This is a genomic window from Bacillus sp. CBEL-1 (assembly GCF_004348885.1).
Lineage (GTDB): Bacteria > Bacillota > Bacilli > Bacillales > Bacillaceae_H > Priestia > Priestia aryabhattai_A.
Genome location: NZ_SBIM01000001.1, coordinates 13,745 through 30,795 on the forward strand (window position 1 = coordinate 13,745; position 17,051 = coordinate 30,795).

Annotated in this window: 14 protein-coding genes, 1 rRNA gene and 2 riboswitches; of the genes, 14 read left to right on the top strand and 1 reads right to left on the bottom strand. The window is 36.0% G+C overall.

All coding sequences use genetic code 11. The features are described 5' to 3' along the window. Positions 1–14 precede the first annotated feature (14 nt). Together EPL02_RS00095 and EPL02_RS00100 are read left to right on the top strand one after the other, a co-directional pair. Positions 15–290, top strand: a complete 276-nt coding sequence (locus EPL02_RS00095; protein WP_179289306.1) for a hypothetical protein — start codon at positions 15–17, stop codon at positions 288–290. Positions 291–565: 275 nt separating this feature from the next. Then, complete coding sequence (locus EPL02_RS00100; protein ID WP_131886724.1) at positions 566–1,417, top strand: MurR/RpiR family transcriptional regulator; 852 nt, start codon at positions 566–568, stop codon at positions 1,415–1,417. 155 nt (positions 1,418–1,572) lie between these two features. Here EPL02_RS00100 and EPL02_RS00105 read toward each other — a convergent pair whose 3' ends face one another. Next, positions 1,573–2,229: a 2OG-Fe(II) oxygenase gene (locus EPL02_RS00105; RefSeq protein ID WP_131886725.1), complete on the bottom strand. Its 657-nt coding sequence runs from the start codon at positions 2,227–2,229 to the stop codon at positions 1,573–1,575. Positions 2,230–2,517: 288 nt separating this feature from the next. On the opposite strand from EPL02_RS00105, the gene EPL02_RS00110 reads away from it, so the two are divergent. The 12 genes from EPL02_RS00110 to EPL02_RS00165 form a co-directional block, all read left to right on the top strand. Then, the gene (locus tag EPL02_RS00110) at positions 2,518–3,291 is read left to right on the top strand and encodes a DeoR/GlpR family DNA-binding transcription regulator (protein ID WP_131886726.1); all 774 of its coding nucleotides are present in this window, start codon (positions 2,518–2,520) and stop codon (positions 3,289–3,291) included. Positions 3,292–3,337: 46 nt separating this feature from the next. Next, on the top strand, positions 3,338–4,090 hold the full coding sequence (locus EPL02_RS00115) for an ABC transporter ATP-binding protein (protein ID WP_131886727.1): 753 nt from the start codon (positions 3,338–3,340) through the stop codon (positions 4,088–4,090). Then, positions 4,083–5,702, top strand: a complete 1,620-nt coding sequence (locus EPL02_RS00120) for an ABC transporter permease subunit (protein WP_131886728.1) — start codon at positions 4,083–4,085, stop codon at positions 5,700–5,702. Before EPL02_RS00115 ends, EPL02_RS00120 begins: the two co-directional genes overlap by 8 nt. A 17-nt stretch (positions 5,703–5,719) precedes the next feature. Further along, positions 5,720–6,700, top strand: a complete 981-nt coding sequence (locus EPL02_RS00125) for an extracellular solute-binding protein (protein WP_131886729.1) — start codon at positions 5,720–5,722, stop codon at positions 6,698–6,700. 15 nt (positions 6,701–6,715) lie between these two features. Next, positions 6,716–7,810 (top strand): 2-aminoethylphosphonate--pyruvate transaminase, encoded by a 1,095-nt coding sequence (locus EPL02_RS00130; protein WP_131886730.1) that lies wholly within the window; start codon positions 6,716–6,718, stop codon positions 7,808–7,810. Further along, a complete protein-coding gene (gene phnX / locus EPL02_RS00135; protein WP_131886731.1) occupies positions 7,807–8,595 on the top strand; it encodes a phosphonoacetaldehyde hydrolase in 789 nt (262 codons plus the stop codon). The genes EPL02_RS00130 and phnX overlap by 4 nt, the downstream gene beginning before the upstream one ends. Positions 8,596–8,802: 207 nt before the next feature. Continuing rightward, complete coding sequence (locus EPL02_RS00140; protein ID WP_131886732.1) at positions 8,803–9,753, top strand: AAA family ATPase; 951 nt, start codon at positions 8,803–8,805, stop codon at positions 9,751–9,753. Between the two features lie 7 nt (positions 9,754–9,760). Continuing rightward, positions 9,761–10,906, top strand: coding sequence for a DUF58 domain-containing protein (locus EPL02_RS00145; RefSeq protein ID WP_131886733.1), 1,146 nt, complete (start codon positions 9,761–9,763; stop codon positions 10,904–10,906). Beyond that, positions 10,906–13,077, top strand: coding sequence for a transglutaminase TgpA family protein (locus EPL02_RS00150; protein ID WP_286175129.1), 2,172 nt, complete (start codon positions 10,906–10,908; stop codon positions 13,075–13,077). Before EPL02_RS00145 ends, EPL02_RS00150 begins: the two co-directional genes overlap by 1 nt. 38 nt (positions 13,078–13,115) lie before the next feature. Then, a riboswitch (purine riboswitch) is annotated at positions 13,116–13,217 on the top strand. A 122-nt stretch (positions 13,218–13,339) separates the two neighbouring features. Next, complete coding sequence (gene guaA / locus EPL02_RS00155; RefSeq protein WP_131886735.1) at positions 13,340–14,869, top strand: glutamine-hydrolyzing GMP synthase; 1,530 nt, start codon at positions 13,340–13,342, stop codon at positions 14,867–14,869. Between the two features lie 99 nt (positions 14,870–14,968). Further along, positions 14,969–15,070: riboswitch (purine riboswitch) on the top strand. Between the two features lie 152 nt (positions 15,071–15,222). Continuing rightward, positions 15,223–16,548, top strand: coding sequence for an NCS2 family permease (locus EPL02_RS00160; RefSeq protein ID WP_094913316.1), 1,326 nt, complete (start codon positions 15,223–15,225; stop codon positions 16,546–16,548). A 408-nt stretch (positions 16,549–16,956) separates the two neighbouring features. Further along, a 16S ribosomal RNA gene (locus EPL02_RS00165) occupies positions 16,957–17,051 on the top strand; the annotation flags it as partial.

Sequence of the window (17,051 nt, forward strand, 5' to 3'; positions counted from 1 at the left end):
AGGAGAGTGAAAAAATGAGGAATATCATTGCTTTTTTATTTAAAACTTGTCTTTTGCTGTTTTTAGCTGGCGGAACCTGTTTAGTCTTTGGTCAACTGGCAGGAATCCTGTTTCAAAAAGGTTATTTAATACAGAAGTCTTGGGACATATTTTCTACTCCAACCTTTATGATTAGTGCATTAGCTGGAATACTTGGCTTTATTCTCGGATATCTCCCCAATGAAAAATTAAATGAAGGACATGCTTATTCTTCAGATGAATTTGATGAAAAATTAGAGCATGTTCGTTAGGAAAAAGAAAGCAGACGAATTCTAGAGATATCGTCTGCTTTCTTTTTTAGATGAAATTTCAATTATTTCTATTTGCAGCTAACTCATTCTCTTTATAAGTAACTGTATAATTACTATTATATCTAGAATTTTTGTTGAACAAGGTAATTTTTAGTGTAGCTATTTCTATGAGAATAATATGCTTTTTTTACAAGAATGAAAAATCGTGATAATATTTTCTCAGATGAAAAAAGGTGGAAAAATTAACACATTACCCAATTGTCTGGAGAGATAATATGGAAAATCCTATTGTGAAATTACAACAAAGAATTGGTGAATTAACGGAAACACAGCGAAAAGTAGCAGACTACATTATTAAACATCCGCTTGATGTAGCTTTTTTGACCGTAGATCAATTGGCAGGAGTAGTAAAGACAAGTACAACAACGATAATGCGGTTAACATTTAACCTTGGGTATTCAGGTTACACTGAATTTCAAAAAGGGCTTCAAGAAAATCTAAGAAACCAAGCTGCTCCTCAAACAAGGCTTGAAGCAAATATAAAGGGAATTAAAGAGGCCGATTTGTGGGGGCGCTATGCAGAAAGGCAGATTAGCAATATCCAAAGTACCATTGATGTAATTTCCAACGAAGTGCTTGAGGATACACAAAAAGCAATCTTATCAGCAAATCGAATTATTTGTACAGGCGTTAGAAGCGGATTACCGGTTGCACAGTATTTGACGCATGGATTAAACAGGCTCTTTGGGAATACCAGTCTATTTATAGCCGATTTAAGTGATTGGGCAGATAGCATGGTTGGCCTGGACGAGAACGATTTAGTAATTGCGATTAGCTTTCCAAGATATGCTCGGCGGATTATTGACCTTACCCGAACGGCAAAAAACAATGGTGTAAAAATCATTTCAATTACTGACAGTTACTCGTCTCCTCTTGCTTCTCATTCTGATATAGTACTGTCATGCAATTCAAGCAGCATTGCTTTTCATAATTCAGTTGTATCATCAATGTTTGTAGCAGATTATATAATCAGCGCTTTGGCAATTAATTATCCTGAACGAACGAAAAAACGCCTTGATAAGGTGAATGCAATTCTGATGGATATGGACTATCACTCGTTGAATTAGTTTGAGGTTGATTAGGAATATGTCTTGCTTTTCTTTGATTAATATGGGCTTCTCGATAAATTAAAGGCTAAATATTAATTTAAAAAAGAGTTAACAAAATACAAGGCCTGCTCACTTGAGCAGGCCTTGTATTTTGTTACATAGCAAGATAACATTTATCGAATTCTCTGTTTACGCATCCACTGAGTTGCTACCCACTTTTCACCTTTTACAACGGGTGCACCGCCGTGAAGAGTTAAGTCGTTAAGTTCTTGATTTGTATAGAAGTATTCAAAGTATACGGCCATACCTTTTTTCGGCGTAACGGAAAACCCGAGCTTTGGAAAATAAGTGTCGCCGCCTTCTTCTACATCATTTAAATACATAACGAGCGTGCTGATTCGATTGTTCTTCGCGGCTTTGCTTGTAGGAGCGAAGTAATCATGGTGTGCTCGATATTCTTGATCTGGTAAATAGTTTAAAATTTGAAGCCCCTCAGCATGGCTAGTTGGAATGCCCATGATTTCTGAGGTGCGCATTTCGATTTTCTGCACAAGTGGATTCTCGCTTTCGTCGAAAAACATCCCGCTGCTTGTACGGATATTATTAACTTCACGTGAAGCTCCAATTTTAGAGCGCTGCATCTTATCTTTAGATAGCTGAATTAGTTCATCGCATTCTGCGTCGCTTAGCACATTGTCCAGTACGAGAATGAGCGGCTCTTCTAAACGAGCTATGATATCAATCTCTTTATCTCTTACTATAATTTTATTACCTACATGATTAAAGATTGTTTGTTCTTTTGTTACTAAAGATTCTTGATCTAAATCCATCTTTCTTCTTCTCCTCAAAAAAGACTTATTTTTCCGAAATCTAATGTAGTATGCTTGGAATCGCTTACTGATAAAAATTATATCACGGTTCTTGAGAAACTTCCTCTAAACGGTTGCAATAGAATTATGGTGAATTTCTAACTGTAGTAAAGTTAAAAATTCATTCATGTGAAAAAACAATACATATTCACATAAAACAACACAATATCACAATTTGTTAACAACCTATTAATAAATGCTTTACAAATCTTTTTTATAATTGAGCTAGAAGGAAAGGGAGAATACACTATGTCTTTATTAGCTGAGGAAAGAAAAAAAAGAATTATAGAACTTATTAATAATGAAGGTCAAGTGAAGGTGAATGAACTTGCCAAAAGGTTTCATGTATCAGCAGAAACAATTCGTCGGCACTTAGAAGAGTTGGAAAATGAAAACAAAATCAAAAAAGTTCATGGTGGAGCAGTAAGAATTGAAGAAGGCTTAAGCGAGTTATCAATGTTTAAGAGAAGAATACTTCATATAGATAAGAAGATGATAATTGGTTTAAAAGCTGCGTCACTTGTTGAGGATGGAGATGTAATTTTTATTGATGAAGGAAGTACAACATTACAGATGGCTAATTCAATAAAGGTCAAAAGTAATGTTACCGTTATTACCAACTCATTTCCATTTGCTGTCCAGTTGATGGAGCAAGAAGGTGATAAAAGTGGCTTTAAAGGAAAGGTAATCTTCCTAGGTGGATATGTAAAGGGAAATCATTTTCGTACAGCAGGTTCTCTAGCTGAAAAAATGGCAAAAGAGTTTTTTGTAGATAAAGCTTTCATATCAGTTGATGGAATTGATGAACATGCAGGAGTCACGAGCTATGATTTAGATAAATGCCTCCTTTCTAGTATCTTTATCAATAACTCTAAACAGTCTTATGTTTTAAGTGACTCTTCAAAGATTGGGCGTATAGCCACTTACAAAATTCAAGACTTAGAAGAGGTTGATTACATTATTACCGATATGACCAATGAAGGACTTGGAATAGAGGAATCGAAATGGATTAAAGCAAACTAAGTTGAAAATTTAAAAGCCGTTTACATCGTAACTGGAGGTGAGTTGTTTGCTAAAGTTAGAGCAAGTTAGTAAACAGTATCAGAATAAAGTAGTTTTGGATAATATCAGTATAGAAATTAATAAAGGTGAAATTATTTCATTACTTGGGCAGAGTGGAAGTGGAAAAACCACATTATTGAATATTATTTTAGGGTTAACTAAGATGGATAAAGGTAAAATTTTTTTTGAAGGTCAAGATATGACAAGTGTCAAAATGAAAGATCGTGGTTTCAACATTGTATTTCAGGATTACGCCCTTTTTCCACATCTAAATGCATACGAAAATATTGTGTATGGTTTAAAAAATAAAAAGGGAATGGTGACAGAAGAGCAAGTAGCAGATTATATCAATTTTCTTGAATTAAAGGCTCATCTTAAAAAAAAGATTAGTGAATTATCTGGGGGACAAAAGCAAAGAGTGGCATTAGCGAGAACACTAGTGATGAAGCCAAAGCTTTTACTTCTTGATGAACCCTTAAGCGCACTTGATGGTGTTATTAAAGAATCTATAAAAGAAAGAATTAAGTCTATTGCCAAAGAGTTACAGTTAACAATCATTATTGTCACTCATGATCCAGAGGAGGCACTTACGCTGTCTGATAGGATTCTTATTATCAATGAAGGAAAAATTGCTCAATTTGGAACACCTCATGACATTATACATCGTCCTCAAAATGAATTTGTAAGAGGATTTATAGTAAACCAGCTGCAGATTAAAAGGCAAAATATCTTTACTTTATTTGGTGAGCAGTATGCTTAATGTACGTCCTGAAATGAGAGCTATATATGGAGTCACTTTAACCATATTTGTATTATTTTTGGTGTTGCCAATTGGAGTTCTTTTGCTGAATTCTTTTCAAAGTACCAAAGGATTGAGTCTAGATAATTACTTCAATATGTTATCAAATAATGAATTAATAACAGCTTTTTTTAACAGTATTAAAGTCTCTAGTTTGACAGCATTGATTACGACCATTCTTGCATTTTCTATTGCATATGCTTTACATTTCACAAATATCTGCAAGCCGTTAAAAAGTATGATTAGAGCAGGAGTCGTCATTCCAATGCTTTTACCTACAATTACATATGGATTTGCCATCATCTATTCTTTTGGAAATCAAGGCTTAATTACACAAATTCTAGGAAAAGCACTATTTAACATTTATGGGTTTAACGGGTTATTGTTAGGATACGTAATCTATACATTACCACCAGCTTTCCTGTTAATGCATAATGCGTTTGTATATATAGATAAAAAATTTATAGTGGTTAGTACTTTGATGATGGACAGACCTGGGAGAAGCTTTTATAACACTATTTTGCGTCCAATGTTGGGTACGATAGGGGGGGCAGCGGTTCTTTCTTTTATTTTAAGTTTTACTGATTATGGAATACCTGCATCCATTGGAGGAACATACTCGGTTATTGCAACGCAGCTTTATCAAGTAATGCTAGGCTCTATACCTAACTTTAATAATGGAGCTGTAATAGCTGTATTAATGCTTGTACCAGCAGCATTTTCTGTTATTTTATTAAAGTATTTAGATCGATTTAATTTTCACTATGATAAGTTTACTCACATTGATATTGTTCAGAACCGAATTAGGGATGTTCTTTTGGGATTATTATCTATAGCTGTAGTAGGGGCAGTAATTTCAACTTTTCTAGTAATGTTTATTGCACCGTTTCTGGTTAATTTTCCTTACAATTTGACTTTTACGTTTGAACACTTTACGACCGTTTTTTCAACAAGTAATTTATATGAAGTCTACAAAAACTCTGCCATTGTTGCTAGTTTTACAACAGTTCTAGGCATTGTTATTGTCTATAGTGCAGCTATTTTAAATGTGAGAACAAACTTAAAAGGAAGAGGAACTTTTGACATTGTCTCAATGGTTACAAATACGTTACCGGGTATGGTACTTGGACTTTCGTACTTGCTATTATTCAATGGAAGTAGCCTTAAAGGGACATTTATTATCATAATATTCTGTAATATAGTCCATTATTTTACAGCACCTTATTTAATGGCAAAGAATTCCTTGTCTAAAATGAACCCTACATGGGAAATAACCGGTGGTTTGCTGGGAGACAGCTGGTTTAAAACAATTTATCGAGTTATTTTGCCAAATTCGCTTTCAACTATTACAGAGATGTTTAGCTATTATTTTATTAACTCAATGGTAACCGTAAGCGGAGTTATCTTCCTAGTATCTGCTCAAACATCTCTTGTATCAAGCAAGATTAAAGAATTACAGCATTTTGCTAAGTTTAATGAAATATTTGTACTATCGTTATTAATTTTCGGTACCAATATTTTGGTTAAATGCATTTGTGATTATATTCAAAAACGGCAGTTTAAAAAAGCTTAAGAAAAAGAGGTGTAGAAATGAAAAAGAGATTATTCATTATGTTAATTGGATGCTTAGTTATTATGACGGGATGTGGAAATAAAGCAACCAGTGGTAATAACGATCAGGTTGTTATTTATTCCAACGGAGATGAAGAGGCAATACAAGCAATGGAAACATCGCTAAACAATGCTGGTTATGAAGGCCAATATGTCATTCAATCCCTCGGTACTTCTGAATTAGGAGGGAAATTAATGGCTGAAGGCAGTGAAATAGAAGCAGATTTAGTTACGATGAGTTCTTATTTTTTAGAAAGTGCACAAAAGAAGAATGAAATGTTTAAACCTTTAGAATTTAAAACAAATGCAATTAATAAGTACCCTGATTTTTATACGCCTGTTTTGGCTATTACAGGATCAATATTCTTTAATACTGAAATGATGAAGCAAGAAGGGTTAGAGGTTCCGAAGTCGATTAAAGATTTAGCAAAGCCTGAATATAAAGGGTTAATTTCTATTCCAAATATCATAGATTCCTCAACAGGATGGTTAATGGTTCAAGCAATCATTAGTGAATATGGGGAAGAAGAAGGAAAGAAAGTAATGGAAGGGATTATCAAAAATGCAGGACCGCATTTAGAGAGTTCTGGATCAGGGTCAATTAAAAAGGTACAAGCAGGAGAAGTGGCTTTAGGCTTTGGTCTTCGTCACCAAGCAGTGGAAGTGAAAAATTCTGGGGCGCCTATTGACTTTGTTGACCCTGCCGAAGGCAATTTTTCTATCACAGAATCGTTGGTGGTAATTGATAAAGAAAAAGAGAAATCTGAACTGGCAATGGAGATGGCAGAAGTTATTATAACAAATGCTAGAGAAGAATTAATTAAGTACTATCCAGTTCCTTTGTATGAGGGCGAAAAAGTGAGTGAAGAAAATAAAGCAACTAATAATAAAGTATTTGAAGAGCCATTAACTATAGAGCTTCTTGAAAAACATCAAGCATTTTTTAACTCTGCTAAATAAAAGGAGATAAGTAATATGAAACAATATAAATTATTAACGCCAGGTCCCTTAACTACAACAACAACTGTAAAAGAAGAAATGCTCCTTGACCGTTGTACTTGGGATGATGAATACAAAGAGATTACTCAGAACATAAGAAAAGAACTATTAAAATTAGCACATGCTAGCAGTGATCAATATACAGCTGTGTTAATGCAAGGTAGCGGATCGTTTGCTGTAGAAGCTGTTATGACTACTTCACTAAAAGCTCAAGATAAAGCATTAATTATTACAAACGGAGCATATGGAAAAAGAATTGTAAAAATGGCTCAGTACCTAGGCCTGAATTTTACAGAATATGAAACAAGCTATCATGAGTATCCAGATGAAGAAGAAATTAGAGGGTTATTAGAAAAAGATGAGAGTTTCACTCATATTGTTATGGTCCATTGTGAAACAACAACAGGAATATTGAATCCAATTGAAATGGTTTCCCAAGTAGCAAAGGATTTTAAGAAAAAGCTTATTATTGACGCTATGAGCAGTTTTGGAGGAATTGACATTGACGTTCCTGCATTGGAAATTGATTACTTAATAAGCAGTGCGAATAAATGTATCCAAGGAGTTCCAGGTTTTGGTTTCGTCATAGCTAAGATTGATAGTTTAGCAGATTGCAAAGGCAATGCTCAAAGTCTATCGTTAGATTTATATAATCAATGGGAAGAGATGGATAAGGATGGAAAATGGAGATTTACTTCTCCTACCCACACGGTTGCAGCTTTCTCTAAAGCTCTTGATGAACTTGAACAAGAGGGTGGCGTTAAAGCACGCTTTCACCGTTACTATGAGAACAATAAACATCTTCGTGAAAGAATGAAAGCAATAGGATTTGCAAGTTATGTATCTGAAGAGAAACAGTCACCTATTATTACATCATTCTTATATCCAGACGATTCTTTTAATTTTCCAACATTCTATTTACATATGAAACAAAAAGGGTTTGTTATTTATCCAGGAAAATTAACAGAGGTAGATACATTTAGAATTGGGAACATCGGAGAAATTTATAAAGATGATATTGATCAATTATGTAATGAAATAGAAGAATTTGTAGGAGTGAAGATGAAATGAAGAAAATAGAAGCTGTTATTTTTGATTGGGCCGGAACAACTGTAGATTTTGGATGCTTTGCACCAGTTAATGTATTCATCGATATTTTTCAAAAAGCAGGAATAGACGTAACGATGAGTGAAGCGCGCGAGCCTATGGGAATGCTAAAGATTGATCATATTCGAGCGATGTTATCTATGCCGCGAATTTCAAAGCTTTGGAAAGAACGTTATGGCAGGGACTTTAACGAGGATGATGTGAATGCTTTATATAACAAGTTTGAGCCTGCTTTAATGGAATCATTATCTAATTATACTGATCCAATTCCTGGGGTTATAAATACTGTTCAAGCGCTAAAGGAAGATGGTTTAAAGATTGGTTCAACAACTGGATATACAAGTAAAATGATGGACATAGTTGTACCTAATGCTTTGAAAAAAGGATATCAGCCAGATTTTTATATTACTGCTGATGACACAAATTCCTATGGAAGGCCATATCCTTATATGATTTTTCGAAATATGGAAAAATTAAAGCTATCTTCAACTCGCCAAGTAGTAAAAGTTGGAGATACAGTTTCTGATATACAAGAAGCAATAAATGCTGGTATATGGTCAGTTGGCGTAATTATTGGTAGTTCACTAATGGGATTATCTAAAGAAGAGTTTGAACAATTATCTCCTGATGAGAAAGCAGAGATAATTGCCAACATGAAAAAAGTATTTTTAGATAATGGAGCAGACTTTACTATTGAGACTATGGAAGAACTTCCTAAAATAATAGATTTAATCAATAAACAGCTATAATTCTATTTCTATAAACAAAGCGGTTAGGTTAAAAAAACCTAGCCGCTTTGTAATTTTATAAACGTTAACGAGATGATGTTTCAAAACTGGTAAAAATATAAAGCATCAGACTCACCTTATTCCTTTTAAGTAAACTACTTGATTTGCTAGAATAGTACTATATTTGTGACAAATTTGTATGTATACATTCATTAAGGGAGGACTTTCATGATACCAGCAGAAAAGGTGCAGACTCAGCTTCAACAGCTTTTAGATACAATTGACGAAGTGGTTATAGGAAAGCGAGAAGTGGCTAGGCTTAGTATTGTTGCGCTTCTTGCACAAGGGCATGTTCTATTAGAAGATGTACCCGGAGTAGGGAAAACGATGTTTGTCAAAGCGCTGGCTAAGGCAATCAATGCTGATTTTAAGAGGATTCAATTCACACCAGACTTGTTGCCGTCAGACGTAACCGGTATGTCGGTGTATAGCCCAAAGGATATGGAGTTCCACTTTAAACCAGGACCAATTTTAACGAATATTGTATTAGCAGATGAAATCAACCGTAGTTCACCAAAAACACAAGCAGCATTATTGGAAGCCATGGCTGAACAGCACGTTACTATAGACGGATTAACAAGAGAGTTACCATCTCCATTTTTTGTAATGGCTACGCAAAACCCAATTGATTTTGAAGGAACGTATCAATTACCAGAAGCGCAACTTGACCGTTTCTTATTTAAATTAAATATGGGATACCCAACGAAACAAGAAGAGCTAGCTATTCTAAATGGGGTTGAGCAAAAGCGAACGATAAATGATGTCCAGCCTGTTATGAATGTGGAAGAACTGCGTACGATGCAGCAAATGGTGAAGGATGTTTACGTAGATGATGTTATTAAAAATTATATCGTCGATTTGGTTACCCAAACGAGGACCCATGAATCCATTAGCCTTGGCGTAAGTCCACGTGGTTCTGTAGCGTTAATGAAAGCAATTCAAGCGTATGCTTTACTTGAAGGTAGAGACTATTGTATTCCAGATGATGTTCAACGCTTAATGAAACATGCGTTCGCACACCGCATTATGTTACAACCTGAGACGAGATATGAAGGGTTAACGGAAGGCTCCGTTATCGAGAGTATTATAAAGCGTACGCCTGTACCTGTGAAAGGATAAAAGCTATATGGCTAAACTACGTGTTAAAAGGCAACCAGTCATAAGCTTTTTTTTATTAGCAATCTTATTAGTATCGACTTTTGCGTATGCGATGTTTCAAGGAGGATTTGTAAGCTGGTTTTTATTTTATAGCTTTCTACCCTTTGGTTTATATGGAATTGTGATTGCGTTCCATCCTATGAAAAGTTGGCAAGTAGAACGAGTGATGACGCGTACGCAGTATGAAGCAAAGGAATCGGTTTATTATGAGGTTCATATTAAACGAAAATCATTTTTTCCTTTATACAATCTTTGGGTTGAAGATATATGTAAAGAAGCTGATTTATCTTTGCGAAAGGCAGTATACCCACTGTGGAAAAAGGACATTGTAATTGAGTTTGAAATACCCTCTTTAGAGAGAGGGGAGTATAGCCTTGCTGGAATCTCAATTGAAATGAGTGATTTATTAGGCATTGTTCATCGACAGCAGGTTTTTGTGACGAGAAACCAGCTCATTATGTATCCTCATTTAATACAGGTGAAACCTACCTCTTCCCAATGGAGTGAGGGAGAAAATCATTTTCTTAAGCGTGCAATTGCTGAAAACACGATGCTTGCTACCGGTGTGCGTGAGTATGAACACGGAGACCGCCTGTCTACTATTGATTGGAAAGCAACTGCACGAAAAGGAACGCTTATATCAAAAGAGTTTGAGAAGATGAGTGATTTAGAAGAGGTTCTTATTTTTGATGGCGTTGATCCTACAGATTTTGAGGAGCGGACTGGCTTCATGGCTTCTATGATTCTATCGTATTTAAATCAACATAAGAAAGCTTCATTTATCCACGGCGGAAGCAGTAGTCGTCTAAAGGAATTGCATGGAGGAGCCCAGCATACCAGAAGTTGGCTTGCTTATTTCGCTAGAGTCCAGCCCATACGAAACGGAAAGTTAACGATTCCAAAAGGTTTATCTCATGCAGTTACCGTTATTTCAAGTTCGGTGACAAGTGAATTAATTCGAGAGGTTAAGGCTAAAGTAAGTCCGCAAACAAAAGTAACGCTCTTTGTTATACAAAACAAACAAGACATGCAAGGCTATATAAACATTCCAAGGTGGGATGTCCATTTTATTCAATTTCCGAATTCTCATAGTGTCCGGGAGGTGAATAAATAATGAAGTCTCTAAACATTCGCAGCATATTACTTTATGTCGGCGCGTTTTTATTATTGATTGAATGGCTACACCCTCTTAGTGTTGTGACGGATACAGGAGAAATTCAGTATTTTATCTTTTTTGTTAGCATTAACTTTCTCTTGCTGATGTTGCAGACACCTTTTTTTATTGTAATGGTTATAAACGTCGCGTTTGTCTTGTATGCTGTTAATCGAATTTATTATCAAATGCCCTTTTTATCAGCAGAGTGGTTCAGTGCATTCGTTAACCAAATTTCAATAGATATAGGCCGTATTATCGGCTGGCAAATCCCCAACTTATCAGTTGAGATGAGAACATGTTTGTTTTTTATCTTGCTATGGATTATGGCTTACTTAATTCGCTACTGGATTTTTTATCAGCAAAAGATCTTTTTCTTCTTTTTATTAACAATTGTTTACGTTACAGTGCTTGATACATTTTCTGAGTATGACGCTACGTTTGCTATTGTTCGAGTTGTAGCTATAGGTTTTTTACTACTAGGCTTTTTGCGATTGAACATAGATGGAGGAAAAAAACAAAAGCTTTCCCACGTTGAAAATAGAGTGAGGTCTTTCTTTTTGCTATTAGGTGTGCTAGTTATAGCGGTTAGTATTGCTTATATTGCGCCGAAATCAGCTCCTAAATGGCCTGACCCTGTTCCGTTCTTAACAGCTTACACACAAAACAGTGGTGAAGGGGCATCAAATAATCAGCGGATTGGTTACGATACTGATGATTCTGAGCTAGGCGGTGCTTTTACTGCAGACGATACGATTGTATTTACAGCTCAAACAGAGAAAGAACATTATTGGCGAATTGAAACAAAAGACGTCTATACAGGAAAAGGCTGGGAAACGTCTTATAATGATGCGAGTCGACCGTTAGAAGGAAATGAAAATGTACTTCCTCAATACGGCGCAAGTGTGGAAAAAGAATTATACACTGCGTCTATTACGTTTGAGCAACCTACTATTCATTTAATGCATGTTCCTGAATTGAAGAGTATTTCTCTTAATGATGAATTGCAACCGCAAATTACGCCAGCCAATGAAAAGTTGTTTCCTTACAATCAAGGTCGCGTTACCGAAGCACAATCATATGAAATGACGTATGCATATCCTACTTTTAATATTGAACAGCTGCAAAGTAGTGATCGTAACGGAAGTTCTATCGAGCAAAAGTCTTCATTTCAGTCGAGATACACTCAGTTACCAGAATCATTACCTAATCGAGTTGGACAGCTTGCTCAAGAAATTACAGCAGAGGAATCTACTCGTTATGATAAGGTAAAAGCAGTAGAGAAATACTTTCAAGCTAATGGCTTTGTATATGATACAAGTGATGTAGCTATTCCTGATGAAGGAGAAGACTACGTGGATCAATTCCTGTTTGAGACGCTTAGAGGGTACTGTGATAACTTTTCTTCATCCATGGTTGTACTGCTTAGAACGCTTGATATTCCAGCGCGCTGGGTGAAAGGATATACGGAAGGCGAACAAATTAGCGCTGGTGCAGAAACGCCTGTATACCAAGTGACGCAAAACAATGCGCATTCATGGGTGGAGGTTTATTTCCCAGGGACAGGTTGGGTTCCGTTTGAGCCTACTAAGACTTTTTCAAGCCCTTATGAGTTTGATGAACCTCAAAGGGAAGACGGGAATCAAGATAACGAAGAGAGAGAAGTAGAGGAAGCTACTGAACCAGTAGTACAAGAGCCCGTAAAAGAAGAGCAGAAACCTGAAGAAAAGCAAACTGAAAATAATGAGAAAGTAGAGTCTTCAGCTACTGCAATTTCTTTATGGTGGCTCTTGCTTCTACCTCCTATTATAATCGTCTTATTGTATCTAACTCGCTATAAGTGGTTGACACGTGTAATGATTCCATACTATCGCAAACGTTCCGATGGAAAAACGTTTGAAAAAGCCTATTTCTTCTTAATAAGTATGTTAGCAAGAAAAGGTTTAAAAAGAGATTCACATGAAACGCTGAGAGATTTTGCTTTACGAGTAGATCAACAGCTTCATACAAATGATATGAGTGAATTAACGAAAAAGTATGAGAGAGTGTTTTATAAGCAGCAGTCATCCGTAGAAGCTTGGAACCAGGCAATAGAATTGTGGGAAAATTTAATTAAAAAGACAGGTTCTTGACCATTTCCAGCTTGATTGATAGAATATTCACGAACTTACTATAGTGTTACGTATACCTTCATATATCCTCGATAATATGGTTCGAGAGTCTCTACCGGGTCACCTTAAATGGCCTGACTATGAAGGCAGGATATTCTTTTTGATCATAGCTTTGTGTTCAACTAGACTTTCTGCCTTTATATCAAAGGGGAAAGTCTGGTTTTTTTTATATTTTGGGGCATAATAGCAAGTGATTATTTACACATTCGGAGAGGTGAACAAGATGGAAGGCATGATTGTTGTATTAGATTTTGGAAGTCAGTATAACCAACTCATTACGCGTCGTATTCGTGAGTTTGGTGTATATAGTGAATTACATCCACACACAATTACGGCAGAAGAAATTAAAGCGTTAAATCCTAAAGGGATTATTTTCTCTGGTGGTCCAAATAGTGTGTATGGTGAAAATGCATTTCACTGTGACGAAAATATTTTCGAATTAGGAATTCCTGTACTGGGTATCTGTTACGGTATGCAGCTTATGACTCATCATTTTGGCGGTAAAGTAGCAGGTGCAGATCATCGTGAGTATGGTAAAGCATCGATTCACGTACAAAATGATTCATTAATGTACCATGAGCTACCGAAAGAGCAAGTGGTATGGATGAGTCATGGAGACTTAGTTGTAGAAACACCACCTGGATTTGAAGTGGATGCAACAAGTGCATCTTGCCCGATTGCTGGTATGAGCAATAAAGATAAAAATATGTACGGAGTTCAATTCCATCCAGAAGTTCGCCATTCAGTATATGGAAACGACCTTTTAAAGAATTTTGTATTTGAAGTTTGTCATGCTGAAGCTAACTGGTCTATCGAAAACTTTATTGAAGTTGAATTAGAAAAAATTCGACAAGTTGTTGGAGATAAAAAGGTATTATGTGCGTTAAGTGGCGGCGTAGATTCTTCTGTAGTAGCCGTACTAATTCATAAAGCAATCGGTGATCAATTAACTTGTATGTTTGTGGATCACGGTTTATTGCGTAAAGGTGAAGCGGACAGCGTAATGGAAACGTTCAGCGAAGGATTTAATATGAACGTTATTAAAATTGATGCTAAAGATCGTTTCTTAAACAAATTAAAAGGTGTATCTGACCCAGAGCAAAAGCGTAAAATTATCGGAAACGAATTCATCTATGTATTTGACGATGAGGCAGCTAAGCTACAAGGCTTTGAATTTTTAGCTCAAGGTACACTATACACAGATATTATTGAGAGTGGTACAGCGACTGCTCAAACAATTAAATCTCACCATAACGTAGGTGGATTACCTGAAGATATGGAGTTTGAGTTAATTGAACCTTTAAATACACTATTTAAAGATGAAGTGCGTGCATTAGGTACTGAGTTAGGTATTCCTGACAATATCGTATGGCGCCAACCATTCCCAGGTCCAGGGTTAGGAATTCGTGTACTTGGTGAAGTAACAGAAGAAAAGCTTGAGATTGTTCGAGAATCTGATTACATTTTACGTGACGAAATTGCAAAATCAGGTTTAGAGCGTGATATCTGGCAGTACTTCACAGTCCTTCCTGATATCCGCAGTGTTGGTGTAATGGGAGATGCTCGTACGTATGACTACACAATTGGTATTCGTGCCGTAACTTCAATCGATGGTATGACTTCTGATTGGGCTCGTATTCCATGGGATGTGCTTGAGAAAATCTCAGTTCGTATCGTAAACGAAGTTAAGCATATTAATCGCGTAGTGTATGACATTACAAGTAAGCCACCTGCAACAATCGAATGGGAATAATATGTAAAGAAACCGAACAAACGAACATTCTTATTATAAGAATGTTCGTTTTTTGTTGACTTAATTCGTTGATGAGTGGTAATATACTAGCATAAAAGAACTAAACATATTAAGAAATGTCGTATAATCTTGGGAATATGGCCCGAAAGTTTCTACCGAGCTACCGTAAATGGCTTGACTACGAGCAACTCTGTATATACACGTAATTTCTATCTATTTATATAAAAAGAGAAGAGTAGATAGTATCATTCCGTATATATTTACGTAGTTAACGCCTTTACAACATTAATTGTATAAGGCGTTTTTTATATTACCCATGAGACAGCGACTTCCAATGGTGGGGAGGAACAAGTATGAAGAAGTACTTTCGTTTTGATGAGTTAGGAACAAATTACAAAAGGGAAACCATTGCAGGATTAACAACGTTTTTATCTATGGCTTATATCTTATTCGTTAATCCAGCGATGCTATCATTGAGCAGCGTACCAGATTTACCGGATAGTATGCGTATGGACCAAGGAGCGGTATTCACAGCTACTGCTTTAGCCGCAGCACTTGGTTCACTAATTATGGGGGTAATTGCTAAATATCCGATTGCGCTTGCGCCGGGGATGGGATTGAATGCTTTCTTTGCTTATAATGTTGTGTTAACAATGGGCATTCCATGGCAAACGGCTTTATCTGGTGTAATGGTATCAGGATTGATTTTTATCTTATTATCTTTATCTGGTATACGTGAAACGATCATTAATGCTATTCCAGCAGAGTTAAAACTAGCAGTTGGTGCAGGAATCGGTCTTTTCATTACGTTTGTCGGATTGCAAAATGCGAATATTATTGTGGATGATCCAGATTTATTAGTCGGTTTAGGTGATTTAACAAATGGTAGTACATTACTTGCTATTTTTGGTGTTATTGTAACAGTTATCTTAATGGTTTTACGTGTTAATGCTGGAATCTTTATAGGGATGGTTATTACAGCTATCGCTGGTATGATTGTAGGATTAGTTGATTTACCAACAAGTGTTGTAGGGCCGGCTCCAAGCTTAGCTCCAACTTTCGGTGCAGCCTTTGCAAACTTTGGAGATGTTTTTACGCTTCAGATGCTAGTTGTTATCTTGACTTTCTTATTTGTAGACTTCTTTGATACAGCGGGTACATTGGTTGCTGTTGCGACTCAAGCAGGGCTGATGAAAGATAATAAATTACCTCGTGCAGGAAGAGCGCTTTTAGCAGACTCTACAGCAACAGTAGCAGGGGCTGTATTAGGGACATCTACAACAACATCGTATGTTGAATCAACAGCGGGTGTTGCAGCCGGTGGGCGATCAGGATTTACTTCAGTTATAACGGCGTTTTTCTTTTTGATTGCTATTTTCTTCTCACCACTGCTTTCTGTAGTAACTTCAGCAGTAACGGCACCAGCACTTATTATTGTAGGTGCACTAATGGTGGCAAGTTTAGGAAAGATTAAGTGGGATCAATTTGAAGTAGCGGTACCGGCTTTCTTAACAATCATCATGATGCCGTTAACTTATAGTATTGCTACAGGTATTGCAATTGGCTTTATCTTTTATCCAATTACGATGATTTGTAAAGGTAGAAGAAAAGAAATTCATCCAATTATGTATGGGTTATTCGTAATCTTTGTCCTGTATTTTATCTTCTTAGCAAAGTAAAACAATAATAGAATAGTAGAAAGTAGAAAAAGGCGGCTTCTTTAGCTGCCTTTTTATTTTGAGCAGGTTACTGGACTTTCGTGGAATAACAGTTATAAAATAAATGCATAACACTTAGAGATTTAAGTGTTTGAAATTGAGTAAATAAAAGCTTTTTAAAAAAGTAAAAGTTTTTTTGAAAAAACAATTGACTCTTTATAATTATCATGGTAAATTATTATATGTCGCCAACGAGCGATTGAGAAAAACTTGAAAGTATGAAAAAAGAGTTTAAAAAAGTTGTTGACTTTCATAACTCGAAATGATATATTAGTAAAGTTGTTTCAAGAGAAAATGAACTTTGAAAACTGAACAAAGCGACAAACGTCAACGTTAATTTTTTAAACTTTTATGAGCAAGTCAAACATTTCTTCGGAGAGTTTGATCCTGGCTCAGGATGAACGCTGGCGGCGTGCCTAATACATGCAAGTCGAGCGAACTGATTAGAAGCTTGCTTCTATGAC

Excerpts from the sequence above, each read along its gene's own strand:
- EPL02_RS00125 (WP_131886729.1), top strand. The coding sequence starts at position 5,720 with ATGAAAAAGAGATTATTCATTATGTTAATTGGATGCTTAGTTATTATG.
- phnX (WP_131886731.1), top strand. The coding sequence starts at position 7,807 with ATGAAGAAAATAGAAGCTGTTATTTTTGATTGGGCCGGAACAACTGTA.
- EPL02_RS00140 (WP_131886732.1), top strand. The coding sequence starts at position 8,803 with ATGATACCAGCAGAAAAGGTGCAGACTCAGCTTCAACAGCTTTTAGAT.
- EPL02_RS00130 (WP_131886730.1), top strand. The coding sequence starts at position 6,716 with ATGAAACAATATAAATTATTAACGCCAGGTCCCTTAACTACAACAACA.
- EPL02_RS00150 (WP_286175129.1), top strand. The coding sequence starts at position 10,906 with ATGAAGTCTCTAAACATTCGCAGCATATTACTTTATGTCGGCGCGTTT.
- EPL02_RS00095 (WP_179289306.1), top strand. The coding sequence starts at position 15 with ATGAGGAATATCATTGCTTTTTTATTTAAAACTTGTCTTTTGCTGTTT.
- EPL02_RS00160 (WP_094913316.1), top strand. The coding sequence starts at position 15,223 with ATGAAGAAGTACTTTCGTTTTGATGAGTTAGGAACAAATTACAAAAGG.
- EPL02_RS00100 (WP_131886724.1), top strand. The coding sequence starts at position 566 with ATGGAAAATCCTATTGTGAAATTACAACAAAGAATTGGTGAATTAACG.
- EPL02_RS00110 (WP_131886726.1), top strand. The coding sequence starts at position 2,518 with ATGTCTTTATTAGCTGAGGAAAGAAAAAAAAGAATTATAGAACTTATT.
- EPL02_RS00120 (WP_131886728.1), top strand. The coding sequence starts at position 4,083 with ATGCTTAATGTACGTCCTGAAATGAGAGCTATATATGGAGTCACTTTA.
- EPL02_RS00145 (WP_131886733.1), top strand. The coding sequence starts at position 9,761 with ATGGCTAAACTACGTGTTAAAAGGCAACCAGTCATAAGCTTTTTTTTA.
- EPL02_RS00105 (WP_131886725.1), bottom strand. The coding sequence starts at position 2,229 with ATGGATTTAGATCAAGAATCTTTAGTAACAAAAGAACAAACAATCTTT.
- guaA (WP_131886735.1), top strand. The coding sequence starts at position 13,340 with ATGGAAGGCATGATTGTTGTATTAGATTTTGGAAGTCAGTATAACCAA.